The 16,673-nt window shown below is 53.2% G+C and carries 14 protein-coding genes; 10 read left to right on the top strand and 4 right to left on the bottom strand.

The window, feature by feature from the left end; genetic code table 11:
- The first annotated feature begins 42 nt into the window (after window positions 1-42).
- The 8 genes from ABC502_RS03990 (at window position 43) to phoR (ending at window position 8,915) form a co-directional block, all read left to right on the top strand.
- Window positions 43-1,077, top strand: coding sequence for a substrate-binding domain-containing protein (locus ABC502_RS03990; RefSeq protein ID WP_345914949.1), 1,035 nt, complete (start codon window positions 43-45; stop codon window positions 1,075-1,077).
- A gap of 118 nt (window positions 1,078-1,195) precedes the next feature.
- Complete coding sequence (gene pstC / locus ABC502_RS03985) at window positions 1,196-2,590, top strand: phosphate ABC transporter permease subunit PstC (protein ID WP_345914948.1); 1,395 nt, start codon at window positions 1,196-1,198, stop codon at window positions 2,588-2,590.
- Between the two features lie 3 nt (window positions 2,591-2,593).
- Window positions 2,594-3,961, top strand: a complete 1,368-nt coding sequence (gene pstA / locus ABC502_RS03980; RefSeq protein WP_345914947.1) for a phosphate ABC transporter permease PstA — start codon at window positions 2,594-2,596, stop codon at window positions 3,959-3,961.
- Window positions 3,962-4,038: 77 nt separating this feature from the next.
- Complete coding sequence (gene pstB / locus ABC502_RS03975; RefSeq protein ID WP_345915133.1) at window positions 4,039-4,809, top strand: phosphate ABC transporter ATP-binding protein PstB; 771 nt, start codon at window positions 4,039-4,041, stop codon at window positions 4,807-4,809.
- Window positions 4,810-4,832: 23 nt separating this feature from the next.
- Window positions 4,833-5,552 (top strand): phosphate signaling complex protein PhoU, encoded by a 720-nt coding sequence (gene phoU / locus ABC502_RS03970; RefSeq protein ID WP_345914946.1) that lies wholly within the window; start codon window positions 4,833-4,835, stop codon window positions 5,550-5,552.
- 156 nt (window positions 5,553-5,708) lie between these two features.
- Window positions 5,709-6,737, top strand: coding sequence for a porin (locus ABC502_RS03965; protein WP_345914945.1), 1,029 nt, complete (start codon window positions 5,709-5,711; stop codon window positions 6,735-6,737).
- Between the two features lie 183 nt (window positions 6,738-6,920).
- Window positions 6,921-7,607 (top strand): phosphate regulon transcriptional regulator PhoB, encoded by a 687-nt coding sequence (gene phoB, locus ABC502_RS03960; protein ID WP_330086594.1) that lies wholly within the window; start codon window positions 6,921-6,923, stop codon window positions 7,605-7,607.
- A gap of 18 nt (window positions 7,608-7,625) precedes the next feature.
- The gene (gene phoR, locus ABC502_RS03955) at window positions 7,626-8,915 is read left to right on the top strand and encodes a phosphate regulon sensor histidine kinase PhoR (RefSeq protein ID WP_345914944.1); all 1,290 of its coding nucleotides are present in this window, start codon (window positions 7,626-7,628) and stop codon (window positions 8,913-8,915) included.
- A 9-nt stretch (window positions 8,916-8,924) separates the two neighbouring features.
- Here phoR and ABC502_RS03950 read toward each other — a convergent pair whose 3' ends face one another.
- The 4 genes from ABC502_RS03950 to ABC502_RS03935 all read right to left on the bottom strand — a co-directional run bounded on the left by ABC502_RS03950 (window position 8,925) and on the right by ABC502_RS03935 (window position 13,791).
- The gene (locus ABC502_RS03950; protein WP_345914943.1) at window positions 8,925-9,557 is read right to left on the bottom strand and encodes a DNA-3-methyladenine glycosylase I; all 633 of its coding nucleotides are present in this window, start codon (window positions 9,555-9,557) and stop codon (window positions 8,925-8,927) included.
- Window positions 9,547-11,076, bottom strand: a complete 1,530-nt coding sequence (locus ABC502_RS03945; protein ID WP_345914942.1) for an exopolyphosphatase — start codon at window positions 11,074-11,076, stop codon at window positions 9,547-9,549. Before ABC502_RS03945 ends, ABC502_RS03950 begins: the two co-directional genes overlap by 11 nt.
- Window positions 11,073-13,199: a polyphosphate kinase 1 gene (gene ppk1, locus ABC502_RS03940; protein WP_345914941.1), complete on the bottom strand. Its 2,127-nt coding sequence runs from the start codon at window positions 13,197-13,199 to the stop codon at window positions 11,073-11,075. The genes ABC502_RS03945 and ppk1 overlap by 4 nt, the downstream gene beginning before the upstream one ends.
- A gap of 85 nt (window positions 13,200-13,284) precedes the next feature.
- Window positions 13,285-13,791 carry an ACT domain-containing protein gene (locus ABC502_RS03935; protein ID WP_345914940.1) on the bottom strand — a complete coding sequence of 169 codons (507 nt, stop codon included), beginning with the start codon at window positions 13,789-13,791 and terminating at the stop codon, window positions 13,285-13,287.
- A 245-nt stretch (window positions 13,792-14,036) separates the two neighbouring features.
- On the opposite strand from ABC502_RS03935, the gene ABC502_RS03930 reads away from it, so the two are divergent.
- Together ABC502_RS03930 and ABC502_RS03925 are read left to right on the top strand one after the other, a co-directional pair.
- Complete coding sequence (locus ABC502_RS03930) at window positions 14,037-14,966, top strand: substrate-binding domain-containing protein (RefSeq protein WP_345914939.1); 930 nt, start codon at window positions 14,037-14,039, stop codon at window positions 14,964-14,966.
- On the top strand, window positions 14,956-16,668 hold the full coding sequence (locus ABC502_RS03925; RefSeq protein WP_345914938.1) for an ABC transporter permease subunit: 1,713 nt from the start codon (window positions 14,956-14,958) through the stop codon (window positions 16,666-16,668). Before ABC502_RS03930 ends, ABC502_RS03925 begins: the two co-directional genes overlap by 11 nt.
- The last annotated feature ends 5 nt before the right edge of the window (window positions 16,669-16,673 follow it).

Raw genomic sequence — 16,673 nt, 5'->3', positions numbered from 1 at the left:
AAGCGCGTTGATAACCACTTACATACCGACGAGGACAACAACATGAAACTGAACCAACTGACCAAGGTAGCTCTTACCGCTGCTGCTCTGACTTTAGCTTTTAGTGCCCAGGCTGCGCGTGACACCATTCAGGTGGCAGGCTCATCCACCGTATTGCCATTCTCTTCCATTGCGGCAGAAGAGTTCGGTAACAACTTCGCCCAGTTCCGTACCCCTGTGGTTGGCTCTGGCGGCTCAGGCGGTGGTCTGCGTCAGTTCTGTCAGGGCGTGGGTGCCAATACCATCGACGTGGCAAACTCATCACGTCCAATCCGCCCGAACGAGCTGGCCAACTGCCATCAGAACGGCGTGAACCAAGTGATTGAAGTGAAAATCGGTTACGACGGTATCGTTTTTGCCTCACGCATTGATGCCGGTGACTTCCACTTGAAGCCTGAGCATGTCTTCCTGGCGCAAGCGGCGCAAGTGCCACAAAATGGCCGCATGGTTGCCAACCCTTACACCCGTTGGAACCAGATTGACAGCTCGCTGCCAAATCAGGAAATCATTCTGGCCATCCCGGGATCCAACCACGGTACCCGTGAAGTGTACGAAGAAAACGTGATCCTGGCTGGCTGCAACACCTTCTCTGAAGTGCAGTCGATGGACCGTTCAGAGCGTAACAACTTCTGTCTGGCGATGCGTACCGATGGTCGTATCATCGAAATCGCCGGTGACTACACCGAAACTCTGGCCCGTTTGCAAGCGCAGCGTGATGCCATCGGTGTTTTTGGTCTGAGCTTCTACGAGTCCAACCGTGACCGTATCAAGGTCGCAACGGTATCTGGCGTAGTACCAACCATCGACAACATCATCGCAGGTACTTACCCGGTTTCACGCCCACTGTTCTTCTACGTCAAAGGCGAGCACATCGGTGTGATCCCAGGTCTGCAGGAATTTGCTGAGTTCTTCGTGTCTGAAGGCAACGCTGGTTTTGGCAGCCCACTGGAAGAAGCCGGTCTGATCCCATTGGCGGACAATGAGCGTGCCGAAGTGGTGCAAACCATCCGCAGCCGTACTGCCTTGAAAGCACAATAAGAGCCTTTATTTAGATAGCCACAAAGCCACCTCTTGCAGGTGGCTTTGTCATATTTCTGTCATCTTCATCTTTTACACTGCCTGCAGCTGAAATTTGTCGCTGTAACATGGAGCTCGCATGAGTAATCTCACCCTGATGATGGCGCTGTTGGCCTTAATGGCCATCGCCTATCAGCTAGGTCTGGTACGAACCCGACAGGTTGCCGGACAACACCCCACCCAGAGAATGCATTCCAGGCCGCATCATTACGGCATGATGGTGGGGCTTTGGGCGGTTTTACCGGCCTTTTTCGTCTTTTTGCTGTGGAGCTGGGGCTCGCCCTGGGCCATTCAGCAACTGCTAACGGCGCAATTACCGGACGCCATCACCCAGGATCCACAAGAGCTGCGGGTAGCATTGCGCCGCATCGGTAATCTGGCGGCCAACTTTGGTGTGGTCAGTGAAGCGGCCGACTGGGAATTGCAGGCAGCAGCCTTTTTACGCGATACCCGTCAGCTCAGCAATGGCCTGATGCTGGCGCTGATGGCGGCGGTGGCGTCGGCCGGTATGTTGTACAGCTACCGCACCATTACACCGCTGCACCGGGCGCGCAACCAGATTGAGAAAGTGGTGAAAACCGCTTTGGTGCTGTGTTCGACCGTGGCCATTTTGACCACCATCGGCATTGTGCTGTCAATGGTGGGTGAGTCGCTGCGCTTCTTCTCTTTTGTCAGCCCGATGGACTTTTTCTTTGGCACCACCTGGAACCCGCGTTTTTCTACCTCAGGGGTAGGGGAAGGTTCCTTGACCGGCGATCAGGGCAGCTTTGGTATGCTGCCGCTGCTGGCTGGTACCTTTATGATTGCCTGCATTGCTATGCTGGTGGCGATTCCGTTGGGGCTGTTGGCAGCGATTTACCTGGCGGAGTATGCATCACCCAAGCTACGCGCCACCGCCAAGCCGATTATCGAAGTGCTGGCCGGTATTCCGACCATCGTCTACGGTTTCTTTGCGCTGGTTACAGTCGGGCCATTTTTATCTGAGATGGGCGAGACACTGGGGCTCGATATCCGCGCGACTTCAGCACTGACCGCTGGGGTAGTGATGGGCATTATGATCATCCCATTTATCTCGTCGCTGTCGGATGACATCATCACCCAGGTACCGAAATCCTTGCGCGATGGCTCCCTGGGCCTTGGCGCGACCAAATCGGAAACCATCCGCAAGGTGGTATTGCCGGCGGCCTTGCCGGGCATTGTTGGTGCGATTTTGCTGGCAGCCAGTCGGGCGATTGGCGAGACCATGATCGTGGTGTTGGCGGCAGGAAATAGCCCTTCATTAACCGCCAATCCGTTTGAAGCGGTCTCCACCATGACCGTGACCATTGTTAACCAGTTAACCGGCGATAACGATTTCTCCAGCCCGCAGTCGCTGGTGGCCTTTGCGCTGGGCTTAACCTTGTTCGTGATCACCCTGCTGCTGAATGTGGTAGCCCTGGTGATTGTCCGTAAATACCGTGAACAGTACGAGTAAGCCATGACGACTTTGACTGAAAAGGCTCCGGCACAGCCAGCAAAAAGTGCTGTGCAGCAAAAAGTAGCGGCTTCGCTGGCCCGGCGGCACCGGCAGGAAACCCTGTTCCGCTTTACCGGTTTAACGGCTGTGATGATCAGCCTGGCATTGGTAGCGCTGCTATTTATCAATATTTTTTCCAAAGGCTTACCGGCATTTTGGCAGGCCAGTATTACCTTGGACATTCATTTTGATCCGGCCATTATCCAAATCAGCGACAAGCCGGTGCAGCAGCGTGGCGAGAGCGACAATGCTTTCCGTGAGCGCGATCTGGCCTGGCGCAGTGAAGTGGGCATGATCAACTTCAACCGCATTATTTCCGATGCCTTGATGCAGGTCCTGCCGGATGCCGACCAGCACCGCCGCCAGATACTGCGGATGGTGACTTCCGGCGAGCGTTTTGCGCTGCGCGATATGGTGATTGACGACCCATCCATCATTGGCCAGACCAAGCGGCTGAACCTTCTGACCGATGCCAATATCGATGTCTGGCTGAAAGGCAACATTGATCGCAGTTTGCCGGATCATCAGCAGCAACTGGCTCCGATAGTGCGACAGTGGGCCGATGAGCTTTATGCCTCCGGCGTGATTCAAAACCGCTTCAGCTTTGCCCTTTTTATGAACCCGGACTCGCGCAGTTCACTGGCCTCGGCCGGTTTGGCCGGCGCTTTTATGGGCTCACTCTTTATGATGCTGATTGTGATGCTGTTGGCTGTGCCGATGGGCGTGGCAGCAGCCATCTACCTGGAGGAGTTTGCGCCGCGCAACAAAATCACTGATTTGGTGGAAGTGAACATCAACAACCTGGCGGCAGTGCCTTCCATCGTCTTTGGTTTGTTGGGGGCTGCGGTCTTTATTGGCTGGTTTAATTTGCCAATGTCAGCGCCTGTGGTGGGTGGTTTGGTGCTGTCCCTGATGACATTGCCGACGGTGATTATTGCCACCCGCTCAACGCTGAAAGCCATTCCTCCTTCGATCCGCCAGGCGGCGCTTGGCCTGGGCGCGTCCAAGATGCAGACCATTTTCCATCATGTGCTGCCGCTGGCCATCCCCGGCATTTTGACGGCGTCGATCCTGGGGGTTGCCCAGGCGCTGGGTGAGGCTGCACCGCTGCTGCTGATTGGTATGAAATCCTTCGTGGCCAGTGTGCCGGCTACTCCTTTTGAGCAGTCAACTGCCTTGCCGGTACAGATTTTCCTCTGGCAGGGCAATGAATTGCGTAACTTCTTTGAAGCCCGAACCTCAGCCGCCATTATCGTGCTGCTGACCATGATGATCAGTCTGAATGGCCTTGCCATCTGGCTGCGGAAAAAATTTGAACGGCGGTGGTAACCATGACACGCGATATGACAGATCAACGCAATGCAAGCGTACTTACAGAACAACCGAACTTAACAGCAGGCCCGGCGATGAATGCACAAACCGAATTGAAGATGAAAGCCCGCGATGTCAAAGTCTTTTATGGCGCGAGCGAGGCCATCAAAGGCATCGACATGGATGTGGTGAAAAACGAGGTCCTGGCCTTTATCGGCCCATCCGGCTGCGGCAAGTCGACCTTTTTGCGCTGCCTGAACCGGATGAACGACACCATCGACAGCTGCCGGGTAACCGGCCTGATTGAACTGGATGGTCAGAACATGTACGACCCACGGTTAGACGTGGTGCAGCTGCGTGCTCAGGTCGGCATGGTGTTTCAAAAGCCAAACCCGTTCCCCAAATCGATTTACGACAACATCGCCTATGGCCCGAAATTGCATGGTCTGGCGAGCAAAAAATCCGATCTGGATGACATTGTTGAATCCAGTCTGCGCAAAGCCGGCCTGTGGAATGAAGTAAAAGATCGGTTAGCACAGCCAGGTACCGGTTTATCCGGTGGTCAGCAACAGCGGCTGTGCATTGCCCGTACCATAGCGGTCAGCCCGGAAGTCATTCTGATGGATGAGCCCTGTTCGGCGCTGGATCCCATCGCCACTTCGATTATTGAAGAGCTGATCGATGAGCTGAAAACCAATTTCACCATAGTAATGGTCACGCACAATATGCAGCAGGCGGCCCGGGTGTCGGATCGCACCGCCTTTTTCCATCTGGGAGAACTGGTGGAAGTAGGGCCGACCAACGAGGTCTTTACCAACCCGCAAAACAAGCGGACTGAAGACTACATTACCGGCCGTTACGGCTAAGCAGGCGGGATCAGAGGACATTGATGATGAATAAAATTACCGGACATTACTCTCAGTCGTACGACGATGAATTGAACGAAGCGGTCGACCGCCTGCTGACCATGGGCGCCCTGGTGGAGCAGCAGCTGCGCGATGCCATTAAAGCCTTTATCAAAGGCGATCGCGATTTAGCTCTGCAGGTGATTCAGACCGATCGCACCGTCAATACGCATGAAATTGGCATCGAAGAACACTGCCTGGAAATCATAGCCCGCCGCCAGCCAGCGGCCCGTGATTTGCGTTTAATTGTCGGGGTGCTAAAAAGCATCAACGACGTCGAACGCATCGGTGACCAGGCCGAGCACATTGCTAAGCAGCTACTGGATGAAGACTGCCAACGTCCGACCGAAGCGCAGCTGGAAGATATTGAAATGATGGGCGATAAGGTGTTGCAGATGTTGCAGCAGTCGTTGCAGTCATTCAAAGAAATGGATGCGGCACTTGCCCTGGCGGTGTTGAAACAAGATAAACTTATCGATCACGATTATGGTCGCATTTTACGCCATAACCTGACCTACATGCTGGAAGATACCCGCCAAATTACCCGCGGTTTGCACTTGATTTGGGTAGCCCGGGCGCTGGAACGGATCGGTGATCACGCCCAGAACATCTGTGAGTTCAGCATCTTTATTGCCAAAGGCCAGAACGTCAGTCATCTGACTGAAGAAGAAGTGGAAGCCGTGGTCGATAAAGGCCGTACCTAAAGTGGGCTGCTCTGCCAGCTTTCTGCAACAAAAGGACCTTTGGGTCCTTTTGTCATTAAACTGTCATTGAAAAGACATTTTAGTGTCATCTCCAGCTTTGATAATAGCGCCAGCAAACACAAGTAGACACCCATAATAAGGTCTGGAGAGTTCCGAATGAAAACCATCAAAACATCTTTACTCGCTGCCGCTGTCGTTTCTGCCTTTGCAATGCCTGCGATGGCCAGTGATATTAATGTCAAAATTTCTGGTCGGGCACATTTGTCGCTGGATCACTTAGACAATGGCGTGGACAGTGGATTGAATGTGTCCAGCAACTCCAGCCGGTTGCGTTTTGCTGCCAGCACCGAAGTCGCTGAAGGCCTGACGGCGGTGATGCAGTTAGAACAAAACATTCGCTTCGACGAAGGCAATGGCAGTTTCGCGACTCGTGACTCATTCTTGGGTTTGCGCGGTGACTTCGGCTTGGTGCGTGTTGGTTTCTTCGACACCCCACTGAAAGTGGTTCGCGGCCGTACCGATATGTTTGGTGATCGTGTTGGTGATGCTCGTAACATTACCAACGTACCCACCGGTGCTGCCGGCGCTAACTTCGACAACCGTTTCCGCAATGGCGTGCATTACCGCAGCCCGGCTATGAACGGCTTTACTTTTGACTTGCAATACACGCCACACAACAACACCGGTACCACCGTAGAGAATGAACGCGAGTCGTACAGCACCTCACTAACCTACAACGCCAATGGCTTGTATGCAGCGGCCGCTTACGAAAGCTATGAAAATGCCGCTGGTGATAACCCGAATGCACTGCGCTTGGGTGTGAGCTACGACGTCAGCAAAGAGTTCAAAGTTGCAGCGCTTTATCAAGCGGCGCGTAACCTGGAAAATGGCAATCGCAATGTCTGGGGCATCGGTGCCAGCTACAAAATCGAAGATTACACCCTGCGCGGTCAGTTCTATCAGGCCGGAAAAAATGATTTAGCTGATTCCGGTGCCAACATGATTGCGGTTGGTGTTGATCGCAACTTCGGTCGTGCCCTGACCATGTACGCGGTCTATGGCTTAACCTCGAACGATGATGCGGCTGCTTTCACCATCGCCAGCGGCGGTCGTGATACTCGCTTGACACCTATTGCCGGTGAAAACAGCGCAGGTTTCTCGTTGGGGATGATTTACAACTTCTAAGTTTGATTTTTCCCTGTGTTACCCTGTTTTGGCCCTCTTGACGAGGGCCTTTTTTGTTTCCTGGATGTTGTTTTTATATGTATTTTTCAGTCAAATTCTTAACTTGCTCGGTTTTTTTCATAAATCTGTCATAATTGCGAGAGATAATGTCTGTACTCAGATAGTTAGCAGATAGGAAAGGCTATGTCACGACGTGTACTGGTGGTAGAAGATGAAGCACCAATCCGCGATATGCTGTGTTTCGTGCTGGAACAAAATGGTTATCAGACAGCTACAGCAGAAGATGTCGATCAGGCGATGGACTCCTTGATAGAGCCCTATCCCGATCTGGTGTTGCTGGACTGGATGCTGCCAGGTGGCAGTGGTATTCAGATTGCAAAAAAAATGAAGCAACACGAATTAACCCGGCAAATTCCTATTATTATGATCACCGCCCGTGGGGAAGAAGAAGACAAGGTCAAAGGGTTGGAAGTCGGTGCTGATGATTACGTCACCAAGCCATTTTCGCCAAAAGAGCTAATGGCGAGGATTAAAGCGGTGATCCGCCGGGTCTCACCGACCAGTCTGGATGATGTGATTGAAGTGCAGGGCTTAAAGCTGGATCCGGTGTCGCACCGGGTTAGTGCGAAGGAAGAAGCCTTGGATATGGGGCCGACTGAGTTTCGCCTGTTGCACTTTTTTATGACCCATCCTGAGCGGGTATACAGCCGTGAGCAGTTGCTGGATCATGTCTGGGGCACTAATGTGTATGTGGAAGACAGAACCGTGGATGTGCATATCCGCCGGCTGCGTAAAGCTATTTCTCCCGCTGGTCATGATCGTTTAATCCAGACGGTACGCGGTTCGGGTTATCGTTTCTCCTTAAAATAAGGCAGGTAAGCAGCACGCATGCGCCTTTTACTATCCAAACGAGCGATCCTGTTTCGGGTCGCTTGCTTATTTCTGTTCTCTGCCCTGATTGGCAGCATCTGGGGTTTTGCCAGTGAAGCTATGCTGCTGGCGGCGCTTGGACTTTTAAGCTGGCACTACCTGCACTTGTTTAAAGTCGACCGCTGGCTCTGGCGTGACCGCAAACTGACACCGCCAGAAGGGCGCTGGAGCTGGCAGCAGATTTTCGATGGTATTTACTATCAGCAACGTAAAGCCCGCTACAAGCAAAAGCAAATGCGTGCCATCGTTCGGCAGTTTCGCGATGGTGCCGAAGCCTTGCCCGAGGCCATCGTGCTGCTTTCCGATGAGTGGACCATTTTATGGTGCAACCGATTGGCGCAGTTGTTAATTGGCTTGCGTTGGCCGCAGGACGAAGGGCAGCGGATCGACAACCTGGTACGCCACCCAGAGTTTCAAAATTACCTGCATCGCCAGCAGTTTAAAGAAGCCCTGGTACTGACGGCTCACCACGCCCAGGAGCTGGTGCTGGAGTTCCGTTTTGTGCCTTATGGCGACCATCAGTACCTGTTGATTGTGCGCGATATCACCCAGCTGAAACAGCTGGAGCAAATTCGCAAAGACTTTGTTGCCAACGTTTCGCACGAACTGCGTACCCCATTGACCGTAGTGCAGGGCTATCTGGAAATGCTGGAACCCGGCCAATTGCCGGATGAAGCCATGTGGCAAAAAATTCATCCGGTGATGCTGGATCAAACGCTACGAATGCAGGCGCTGGTACAACAATTGTTGGCTTTATCACGCATCGAGGCTTCAGGCCCGGTGCAACACGAACAGGTGGTGCAGGTGCCGGAGCTGCTGCATTACTTAGAGCAAGAAGCGCAGTCGCTGAACCGGGACAAGCAGCATAGTATTGAATTTCATATTGACGAGCAGTTGGTGGTCAAGGGCAGTGCCGATGAGCTGCGTTCAGCTTTTTCCAACCTGATTACCAATGCCATCAAGTACACTCCGCCGGGTGGTGAGATCAAAGTGAGCTGGCAGCGGCAGCACAATAAGGCGGTGTTTTCAGTCAATGATAATGGTGAGGGTATAGCCCCCAAGCATGTCAAACGCTTAACCGAACGTTTTTACCGGGTGGATCAGGCCAGAAGCCGGGCCACCGGCGGCAGTGGTCTGGGGCTGGCCATTGTGAAACACGTGCTATCGCGCCACAACAGCCGCTTGCTGATTTTCAGTGAGCCCGGTGCTGGCAGTAGTTTTTCTTTTAGCCTGGCGGCGGAAGAGTAAGGGTTGTTATTAGCCAAGCCCCAGTGCCTGATAGCTGTCGATAATCTGCTGGCGGCGAAAGCAGTTCAGGCTGTGATCGTTCACCATACCGCAGGCCTGCATATGGGCGTAGATAATGGTGGAGCCAACAAATTTAAAACCGCGTTGTTTTAAATCCTTGCTCATGGCAGCGGAGGCTTTGCTGGTAGCGCGGTAATCCTCTGGCCCACGGATGTTGCTGACCTGCGGTCTGCCATCGACAAAGCGCCACTGGTAAGCGGCAAAGCTGCCAAAGGCTTCCTGAATGGCTAAAAAGCAGCGGGCATTGTTCACTGCTGCTTCTACTTTTAGGCGGTTGCGGATAATGCCGGGGTCCTGCAGTAGTAGCTCAATCTGCTGTTGGTCAAAACGCGCTACTTGCTCGGCAGCAAAGCCGGCAAAGACCTGACGGTAATGCGGTCGCTTTTTCAAAACCGTATACCAGCTCAACCCGGCCTGAGCAGCCTCCAGCGTAATAAACTCAAACAATTTTTGATCATCAAACAGCGGTACTCCCCATTCGTCATCATGGTAAGCCACATAATCTGCTTTGCTGCAATCGAGCCAGGGGCAACGTCTACTCGCGATGGCCGCTGTTGCTGTGGGATCCCCATCAGGCATCATCAGGCTCCTCGGGTTGCTGCGGTGGTTGAAAATGAAAGCCGGCCTTAGCCAGCCAACTGGCCTCTTGCTGCAAATCGGCCTGTAGCAGCGGCTGCAGCTGTAACCAGTCGGCGGGTAAGTCAAGGGCGAGGGCATGCTCGCTGGCTTCAATAGTAAGGGTGGGCAACCAGTCATCGCGGCGTTTTTGGTTCAGCAGTACACAAAGGCGCAGCAGCACCAGCAGACGCATCAACTGATGCGGCGGGTAGAGGTACAATGTGGGCAGGCTCAGGCCCTTTAGTTTGCTGCGGTGGTAACGAACCAAAAAGGCCAGTAGTTGCTGTTGCTCCTGGTTAAAACCAGGCAGGTTGGCATGTTGCAAAATATAGGCCGAGTGCTTTTGGATGCCTGATGAATTGATTTGCAGGCCAATTTCCACCACCTGGCAGGCCCAGAGCAGCAACTGCTGGGCTTCGGCTGGGATTTGCCAGCTGTTGGCGGCTTGTGCCAGTAAATCAGTTGCGGTGCGCTGCAGCCGCTCGCTGTGCGGCACATCCACCTGATAACGTTGTTGCAAACTGGCAATGGTGCTCTGGCGAATATCCTGTTGATAACGGCGCTGACGCATTTCGTTCAACACACCTTCGCGCAGCGCCGCTTCGCAGTACTGCATTTCCTGAATATCCAGCATCTGAAAAGCAGCGATGGCAATGCACAGTGCCGGTGCCAGCAGAGCTCTGCGATCATCACTCAGACCTGCCAGCTCCAGCGCCTGGATATGGCCTGCCTGAATCAACAATTGTTTTAATTGCAGCAGTTCGTTAAGACGCAGTACCCCATCGCTTTGCAGCTGCTGCACAATATCGCGCAGTACTTTCACCGAGCCTGAGGTGCCAAGTGCCTGCTGCCAGCCGGTTTTTTTAAAGGCACTGGCGATGGACTCAAGCTCCTGCTCGGCCTGCAGAATAGCACGGGAAAAGCGTTTGGCCGAAAGTTTGCCGCCGGCAAAAAACTCTTTGCCGTAACTGACACAGCCCATATTGCGGCTACTAAGGCGCAGCACTTCAAACCCCTGCCCGAGTGCAAACTCGGTACTGCCACCGCCTATGTCCATCACCAGCCGGTGCTCGGCAGCATGTTCAAAGTGCGCCACGCCCTGATAAATGTAACGGGCTTCTTCCTGACCGGAGATGATTTCAATCGGGTAGGGGAAAAGGCTGCGGGCCCGGCGTAAAAAAGTCTGGCTGTTGCTGGCCCGGCGCAGGGTGTAGGTGGCGATGACCCGCACTGCATCGGCTGGTATGCCGGATAAGGTATCAGCAAACTGCCGCAATACCGACAGACCGCGCTCCATCGCTTCTTCACTGAGGATGAGATCGTTGTTTAAGCCTTCGGCCAGCCGCACTTTTTGTTTTTCGCGGTGCAGCAATTGTAAATCGCCATGCAGATCGCGGGCAATCACCAGATGAAAGCTGTTGGAGCCTAAATCCACCGCGGCCATAAGGCCGCTGCTGGTTACTGAAGTATCGGTTTGACTCAATCGGGTGTCCTTGCTGGCAAGTCGTGTTGCAGAGCTGCCAGATAATCGTAAGTAGCTTGCTGTGAGCGGATATTACGCTTATTACCACGCTTCACATAGCTGTTGCTTTGGCTGGCATCCAGCAGCCGGCCTTTGACGTTATCTTTTAGCTGGATGTGCAGGATGTCAAGGATTTGCTGCTTTAAGCGTAAATCATACACCGGCACACCCACCTCAACCCGATGATCGATATTGCGGGTCATCCAGTCGGCAGACGAAATATACACCTCGGTTTCGCCGCCATTATGGAAGACATAGACCCGGCTGTGTTCAAGAAAACGATCCAGCACACTGATCACTTTAATGTTCTGACTAAGACCAGGCACACCTGGGATCAGCGAGCACATACCGCGGATGATCATGCGGATTTTTACCCCGGCCTGACTGGCCTGATACAGCAGCGCGATGATCTCCTTATCCACCAGATTATTCACTTTCAGAATAATCTCGGCTTTGCGTCCCGAGGTGGCGAAACCAATTTCCCGCTCAATCAAGGCAATCAGCCGTGGCCGGCTCCAGGTTGGTGAGACAATCAAGTGGTTAAATTGGTAAGGGCGGTAGCTGTACTCAATAAACTCGAACACCTGGTCGACTTCGGCTGTCAGCTCCGGATGGCAGCTGAACAAGCTCATATCGGTGTAGATACGGGCGGTTTTTTCATTGAAATTGCCGGTGCCGATATGGGCATAACGTACGGCCTTACCCCGCTCTAGCCGGGTGATTAAACAGAGTTTGGAGTGAATTTTCAGTGTAGTCAGGCCAAACACCACATGGATGCCGGCCTCGGTCATTTTACGGGACCAGTTGATGTTGTTTTCTTCATCAAAGCGCGCTTTCAGCTCTACCACTACCACCACTTTCTTACCATTGCGCACCGCATCGACCAGCGAACTGATCACCCGGGAGTTTTTGGCCACCCGGTACATGGTCAGTTTAATGCTACTGACTTTGGGATCGAACGAAGCCTGGCGGATCCACTCGGTAAAGTAACCAAAATCCTGATAGGGGTAATGCAGCAGGATATCGCTGGCGCGGATGGCATCGAAGCTGGTGGCATGCTGTTCAAACTCCGGGCTTGGCAGTGGCGGTAAGGGCGCAAACTCCAGGCTGTGGTGACCCATGTTTGGAAAGCCGATAAAATCCTTGAAATTGCGGTAACGACCGCCGGCAATCAGCGAGTCCATTGAGCTGGTGCCGAGCTGTTTGCGCAGCACTTTCAGCATATCTTCCGGCATCTCTTTGTCGTACACCAGCCGCACCGGTTCCGATTTTAAGCGTTGGCGGATCCCTTTGGACATTTTATCCAGCAGGCTTTGGTCCAGCGTATCGCTGATGTTGTACTCGGCATCTCGGGTCATTTTCAGCGAGTAGCCCTGGATCTGCTCAAACTCAAAGAAGCCACTGAATAAATCGGCCAGGCACAGCAGCAGGATATCATCCAGCAGCAGCAACTGGCGGCGGTAATGGCCGTTTTTCTTACGGGTATTCAGCTCCAGTGGCAGCTCGACAAAGCGCGAAAGCTCCCGGGTTGGCACCTCCACAATGGCGTACTCGGGCTTGCCCTGACCACTCATCTCGACAAACAAATAGGTGGTGTTGTCTTCCAGTGAGCGGGCCAGCCGATGTTCTTCATTGCTAAGAATAATGGGTGAAATGTGTTTTTTTACTTCACTGCGGAAATAGTTACGCAACCAGTCGATTTGTGGCTCTGTCAGTCGGTTATGATCAATCAGCTCAATGCTGTGCTTGCGCATCTCCAACTGAATATCTTTGTAAATCTGGGTGAATTGCTCGCCTTGCTCAAGCACTTTTTGCTGAATGTCTTGCAGCAATTGCTCTGCATCTTCATCTGGGCTGGCCTGGTATTTCTTTAGCAGGATCCGGCGCTTGACATCGGCTACCCGTACCCGGAAAAACTCATCCATATTGTTGGAGTAGATCCCCAAAAAGCGCAGTCGCTCAATTGGCGGGTTGCGGGTATCGGCGGCTTCTTGCAACACCCGGCCGTTAAAAGACAGCCAGCTGAGCTCGCGCGGTATCATGGGAACAAATAGGGTTTCAGAGACACTTTGTGGGTTTTCCATAGCAGCACTCCTGACAGCTGAAGCATTTACTCTATGGCATTTTTATGACAATTGGATGAAGCGGCCGAAGCCGCTGTAAAAAATATTATTCCGCGATTTCTACATCCACCACCACATCGGTGGCGATGGCTTCCAACGCTGCTATGACCTCGTCCCTGCTTAAGCCTGGTGCCAGTTCGACGGTGGCAATAGCATTGAACAAGGGCGAGCCCCAGTTGGGTGCACTTTGCTTTGAGCTTTCAAAGTGAATGATATTGGTGCCTTTGTGTTTAATCACTGAGGATAGCTCACGGACAATACCTGGACGATCATTACCGGTAATCACGAACCTTAGCAACTGTTTGTTTTGTCCATCGCTGTCAATGCCATGGTGAATATGAATATCCAGATCGGTAATGGCACTCAAAGCTGAGGTCAGCTCGGCTACATCGGCTTCAGCAACTTCCAGTTGCACAATGCCGGCAAAGTAACCGGCTAAGTGGCTTAGGTTACTGGCCATCCAGTTGCCTTTGTATTGATTGACCACAGTAGCCAACTGCTCTACCAGGCCGGATTTATCGCGTCCTATGACGGTCAGGACTAACTGCTTCATAGCGATTCCTTTTGTTAACGACTGTTGGGGCGGTTTAAATAATCATTATTATGGGAACAAGGTTCCTGTTACTTAGTGTAGCCATCCAGCAGTAGGAATAAAGTTAAATGCGATAAATTTTTCCAGGTCAGCTTCAGCTCTGTTTTTCGGATGCTGCTAGCTGCTTTTGCTGCGATAGGGTTCAGTGCTACTATGACGCCTGTTTTCCCACCTTGCTGCCAGAGACTTTTTGTAAGGAGATGTGTTTGTTCAATCGAATGCTGGCGCTGGTCGTTGGGGTTTGGATCTTGGCTGTGCAGGCAAGTCCTGCAGCCTTGCCTGGCGATGAAACAACGACGCCCTTGAGAGGCAACCTCACCACCACCGGCTCCGATAGCCTGAACAGTTTAATGCAGGTCTGGTCGCTGCATTTTATGCGGCAGTATCCTGAGCTGAATGTGCAGATCCAGGCCGGTGGTTCAGCCACAGCGGCGGTTGCTCTTACTGAGTCTACGGCCAGCCTGGGGCCGATGAGCCGTTTAATGACGGCAACCGAACGGCAGCGGTTCGAGCGGGTACACGGCTACCCGCCATTGGCCATCCCGGTGGCATTGGAAACCCTGGCCGTGTTTGTCCATCGAAGCAATCCGTTGCGAGCCATCCGGCTGTCTGAGCTTGAGCAATTGTTTTCAGTGGAACCACAATGCCAGTCGGCTAAAGCTTTGCGCTACTGGCGGGATCTTGGTCTGACAGGCCCGCTTAGCCAGCGTACGGTAGCCTTGTTTGGTCGTAATTCAGCATCCGGTACCTATGGATTTCTAAAGCAGCAGTTGCTCTGTCATGGTGATTTTCGGCCTGAGCTGCACGAATTGCCTGGCGCAGCAGCGGTGATCCAGGCGGTCGCTTTGGCGGAAAATGGCCTTGGGATTGCCGGAGCCCGCCATCAGAGTGCGGCGGTCCGGCGTTTGCAGTTGCTGAATGAACAGCATGACGTCATCGAATTGCAACGAAGCTTGTATATTTATCTCAACTACCATCCTGACACAGCTGCCGGCATGGCGGAGCTGGCTTTTTTGCGTATGGTGCTCTCAGATAGTGGTCAACAATTAGCGGTGGAGCATGGTTATGAAGCCTTGCCAACTGAGCAACGCTCGTTGTTACTGCAACAGTTGGGAGTGAAGCAAAATGCAAGCTAGGCACTACTTTGACAAGATAAGCCGTTGGTCTGTTACTCTGGTTGGCTATGGTATTTTGCTGGCTTTCGCTTTTATTTTCCTGTTTTTGATTTGGCAAGTCTGGCCCTTGTTTCAAGCCGGCAGCATCAGCCCTGTAGCGTCGCCAGATACCGAACCTGAATGGCATAGCCTGTATCAGGCTGATACCGGGCAGCAAGCCGAGCTGCATTTGGATAATGGCCTGCAAGAGCGAGTGGTGCTACAGCGGGATGGCGCGATTCGCTGGTACCTGCAGCAGGATGAAAGCTGGCAGCTGCAGCTGCGCGACCAACTGACGATGGCCCCGCTCAGCGATGCCGTGTTGCTGCCGGGCAGTCGTACTTTGCTGTTGGCCGATGGTTCCGCTCAGGTGCAATCCTGGTTTCGATTGCATCAGCAACTGATTGCCCGCCCTGGGATCTCAGTAAGCGACACGCCTTTGCTGGCTTTGATCCCCGTATCGTCAAGCAGCTTTTTTAGCCTGCATCCCGGGCTGTTGCAGCTGCATCAGGTGGACTCAGCCCGATTGCTGGCTGAACTTCGCTTGCCGTCAGATAGGTTGCAGCACCTGCAGCTCAGCGATGATCGGCAGTGGCTACGGCTGGATTGGCAGTCCGGTACCAGCAACTGGTATCAGATACAGTGGCAACATCCGTCTGTGTCTTTTACTCAGTTGTGGTTACCAGTGCATTATGAAGGGCGTCGTGAGCCGGCTTATGTGTGGCAAACAGCCGCAGCGGCCGATGATGCCAGTCCCAAATTATCGCTGGTGCCGTTAACCATTGGTACCCTGAAGGCAGCATGGTACGCCATGTTATTTGCCACGCCGCTGGCGATCCTGGCCGCTGTATACACTGCTTGTTATTTGCCGGAGCGATGGCGCTATCGGGTCAAGGCCAGCATGGAAATGCTGGAGTCGATGCCAACGGTGATCCTGGGCTTTATTGCAGCTTTTCTGTTGGCCCCCTGGCTGGAGCAACAGTTGCTGCTGTTTTTCATGTTGCTGCTGCTGGTGCCTTCGCTGGTGCTTCTGAGCAGCGCTGTCTGGTACTGCTGGCGGCAACAGCGCCAGCAACAGGCTGAGCAGCCAGGCTGGTTTGTCCTGCTTATACCGCTGCTGCTTGCTGTCTGGCTTGCCTACATTGGCACCCCCTGGCTTGAGCAGTGGTGGTTTGATGGTTCTTTGTTGCTCTGGCTCGGCGAACGCGGAATCGATTATCAGCAGCGCAATGCGCTGATCATTGGTATGGCCATGGGCCTGGCGGTGATCCCGAGTATTTTTAGCCTGACCGAAGATGTGGTATCGCAAGTGCCACCATCACTGGCCCAGGGGGTACTGGCGCTTGGCGCCAGCCGTTGGCAGGCACTGAGCAGCATGGTGCTGCCGGTGGCTGCTCCTGGTATTTTGGCTGCTGTTTTGCTGGGGCTTGGCCGGGCTTTGGGGGAAACCATGATCCTGATTATGGCCACCGGCAATACGCCATTACTCGGCTTTGATCCTTTTACCGGTATGCGAAGCCTGACCGCCAGTCTGTCTTTAGAGATGCCGGAAGCTGCGGTAAGTTCCAGTCACTTTAAAGTCTTGCTGCTGGCCGCTTTGTTGTTGCTGGTGCTGACATTTTTCATCAACACCCTGGTATCTGTGCTGCGGCAGCGGATCCGCCAGCGTTATCAGCAGCTTTAGGAGGC

This window comes from Alkalimonas sp. NCh-2 (genome assembly GCF_039631345.1).
GTDB lineage: Bacteria > Pseudomonadota > Gammaproteobacteria > Enterobacterales > Alteromonadaceae > Alkalimonas > Alkalimonas mucilaginosa.
This window is presented reverse-complemented; position numbering and strand designations above follow the sequence as displayed.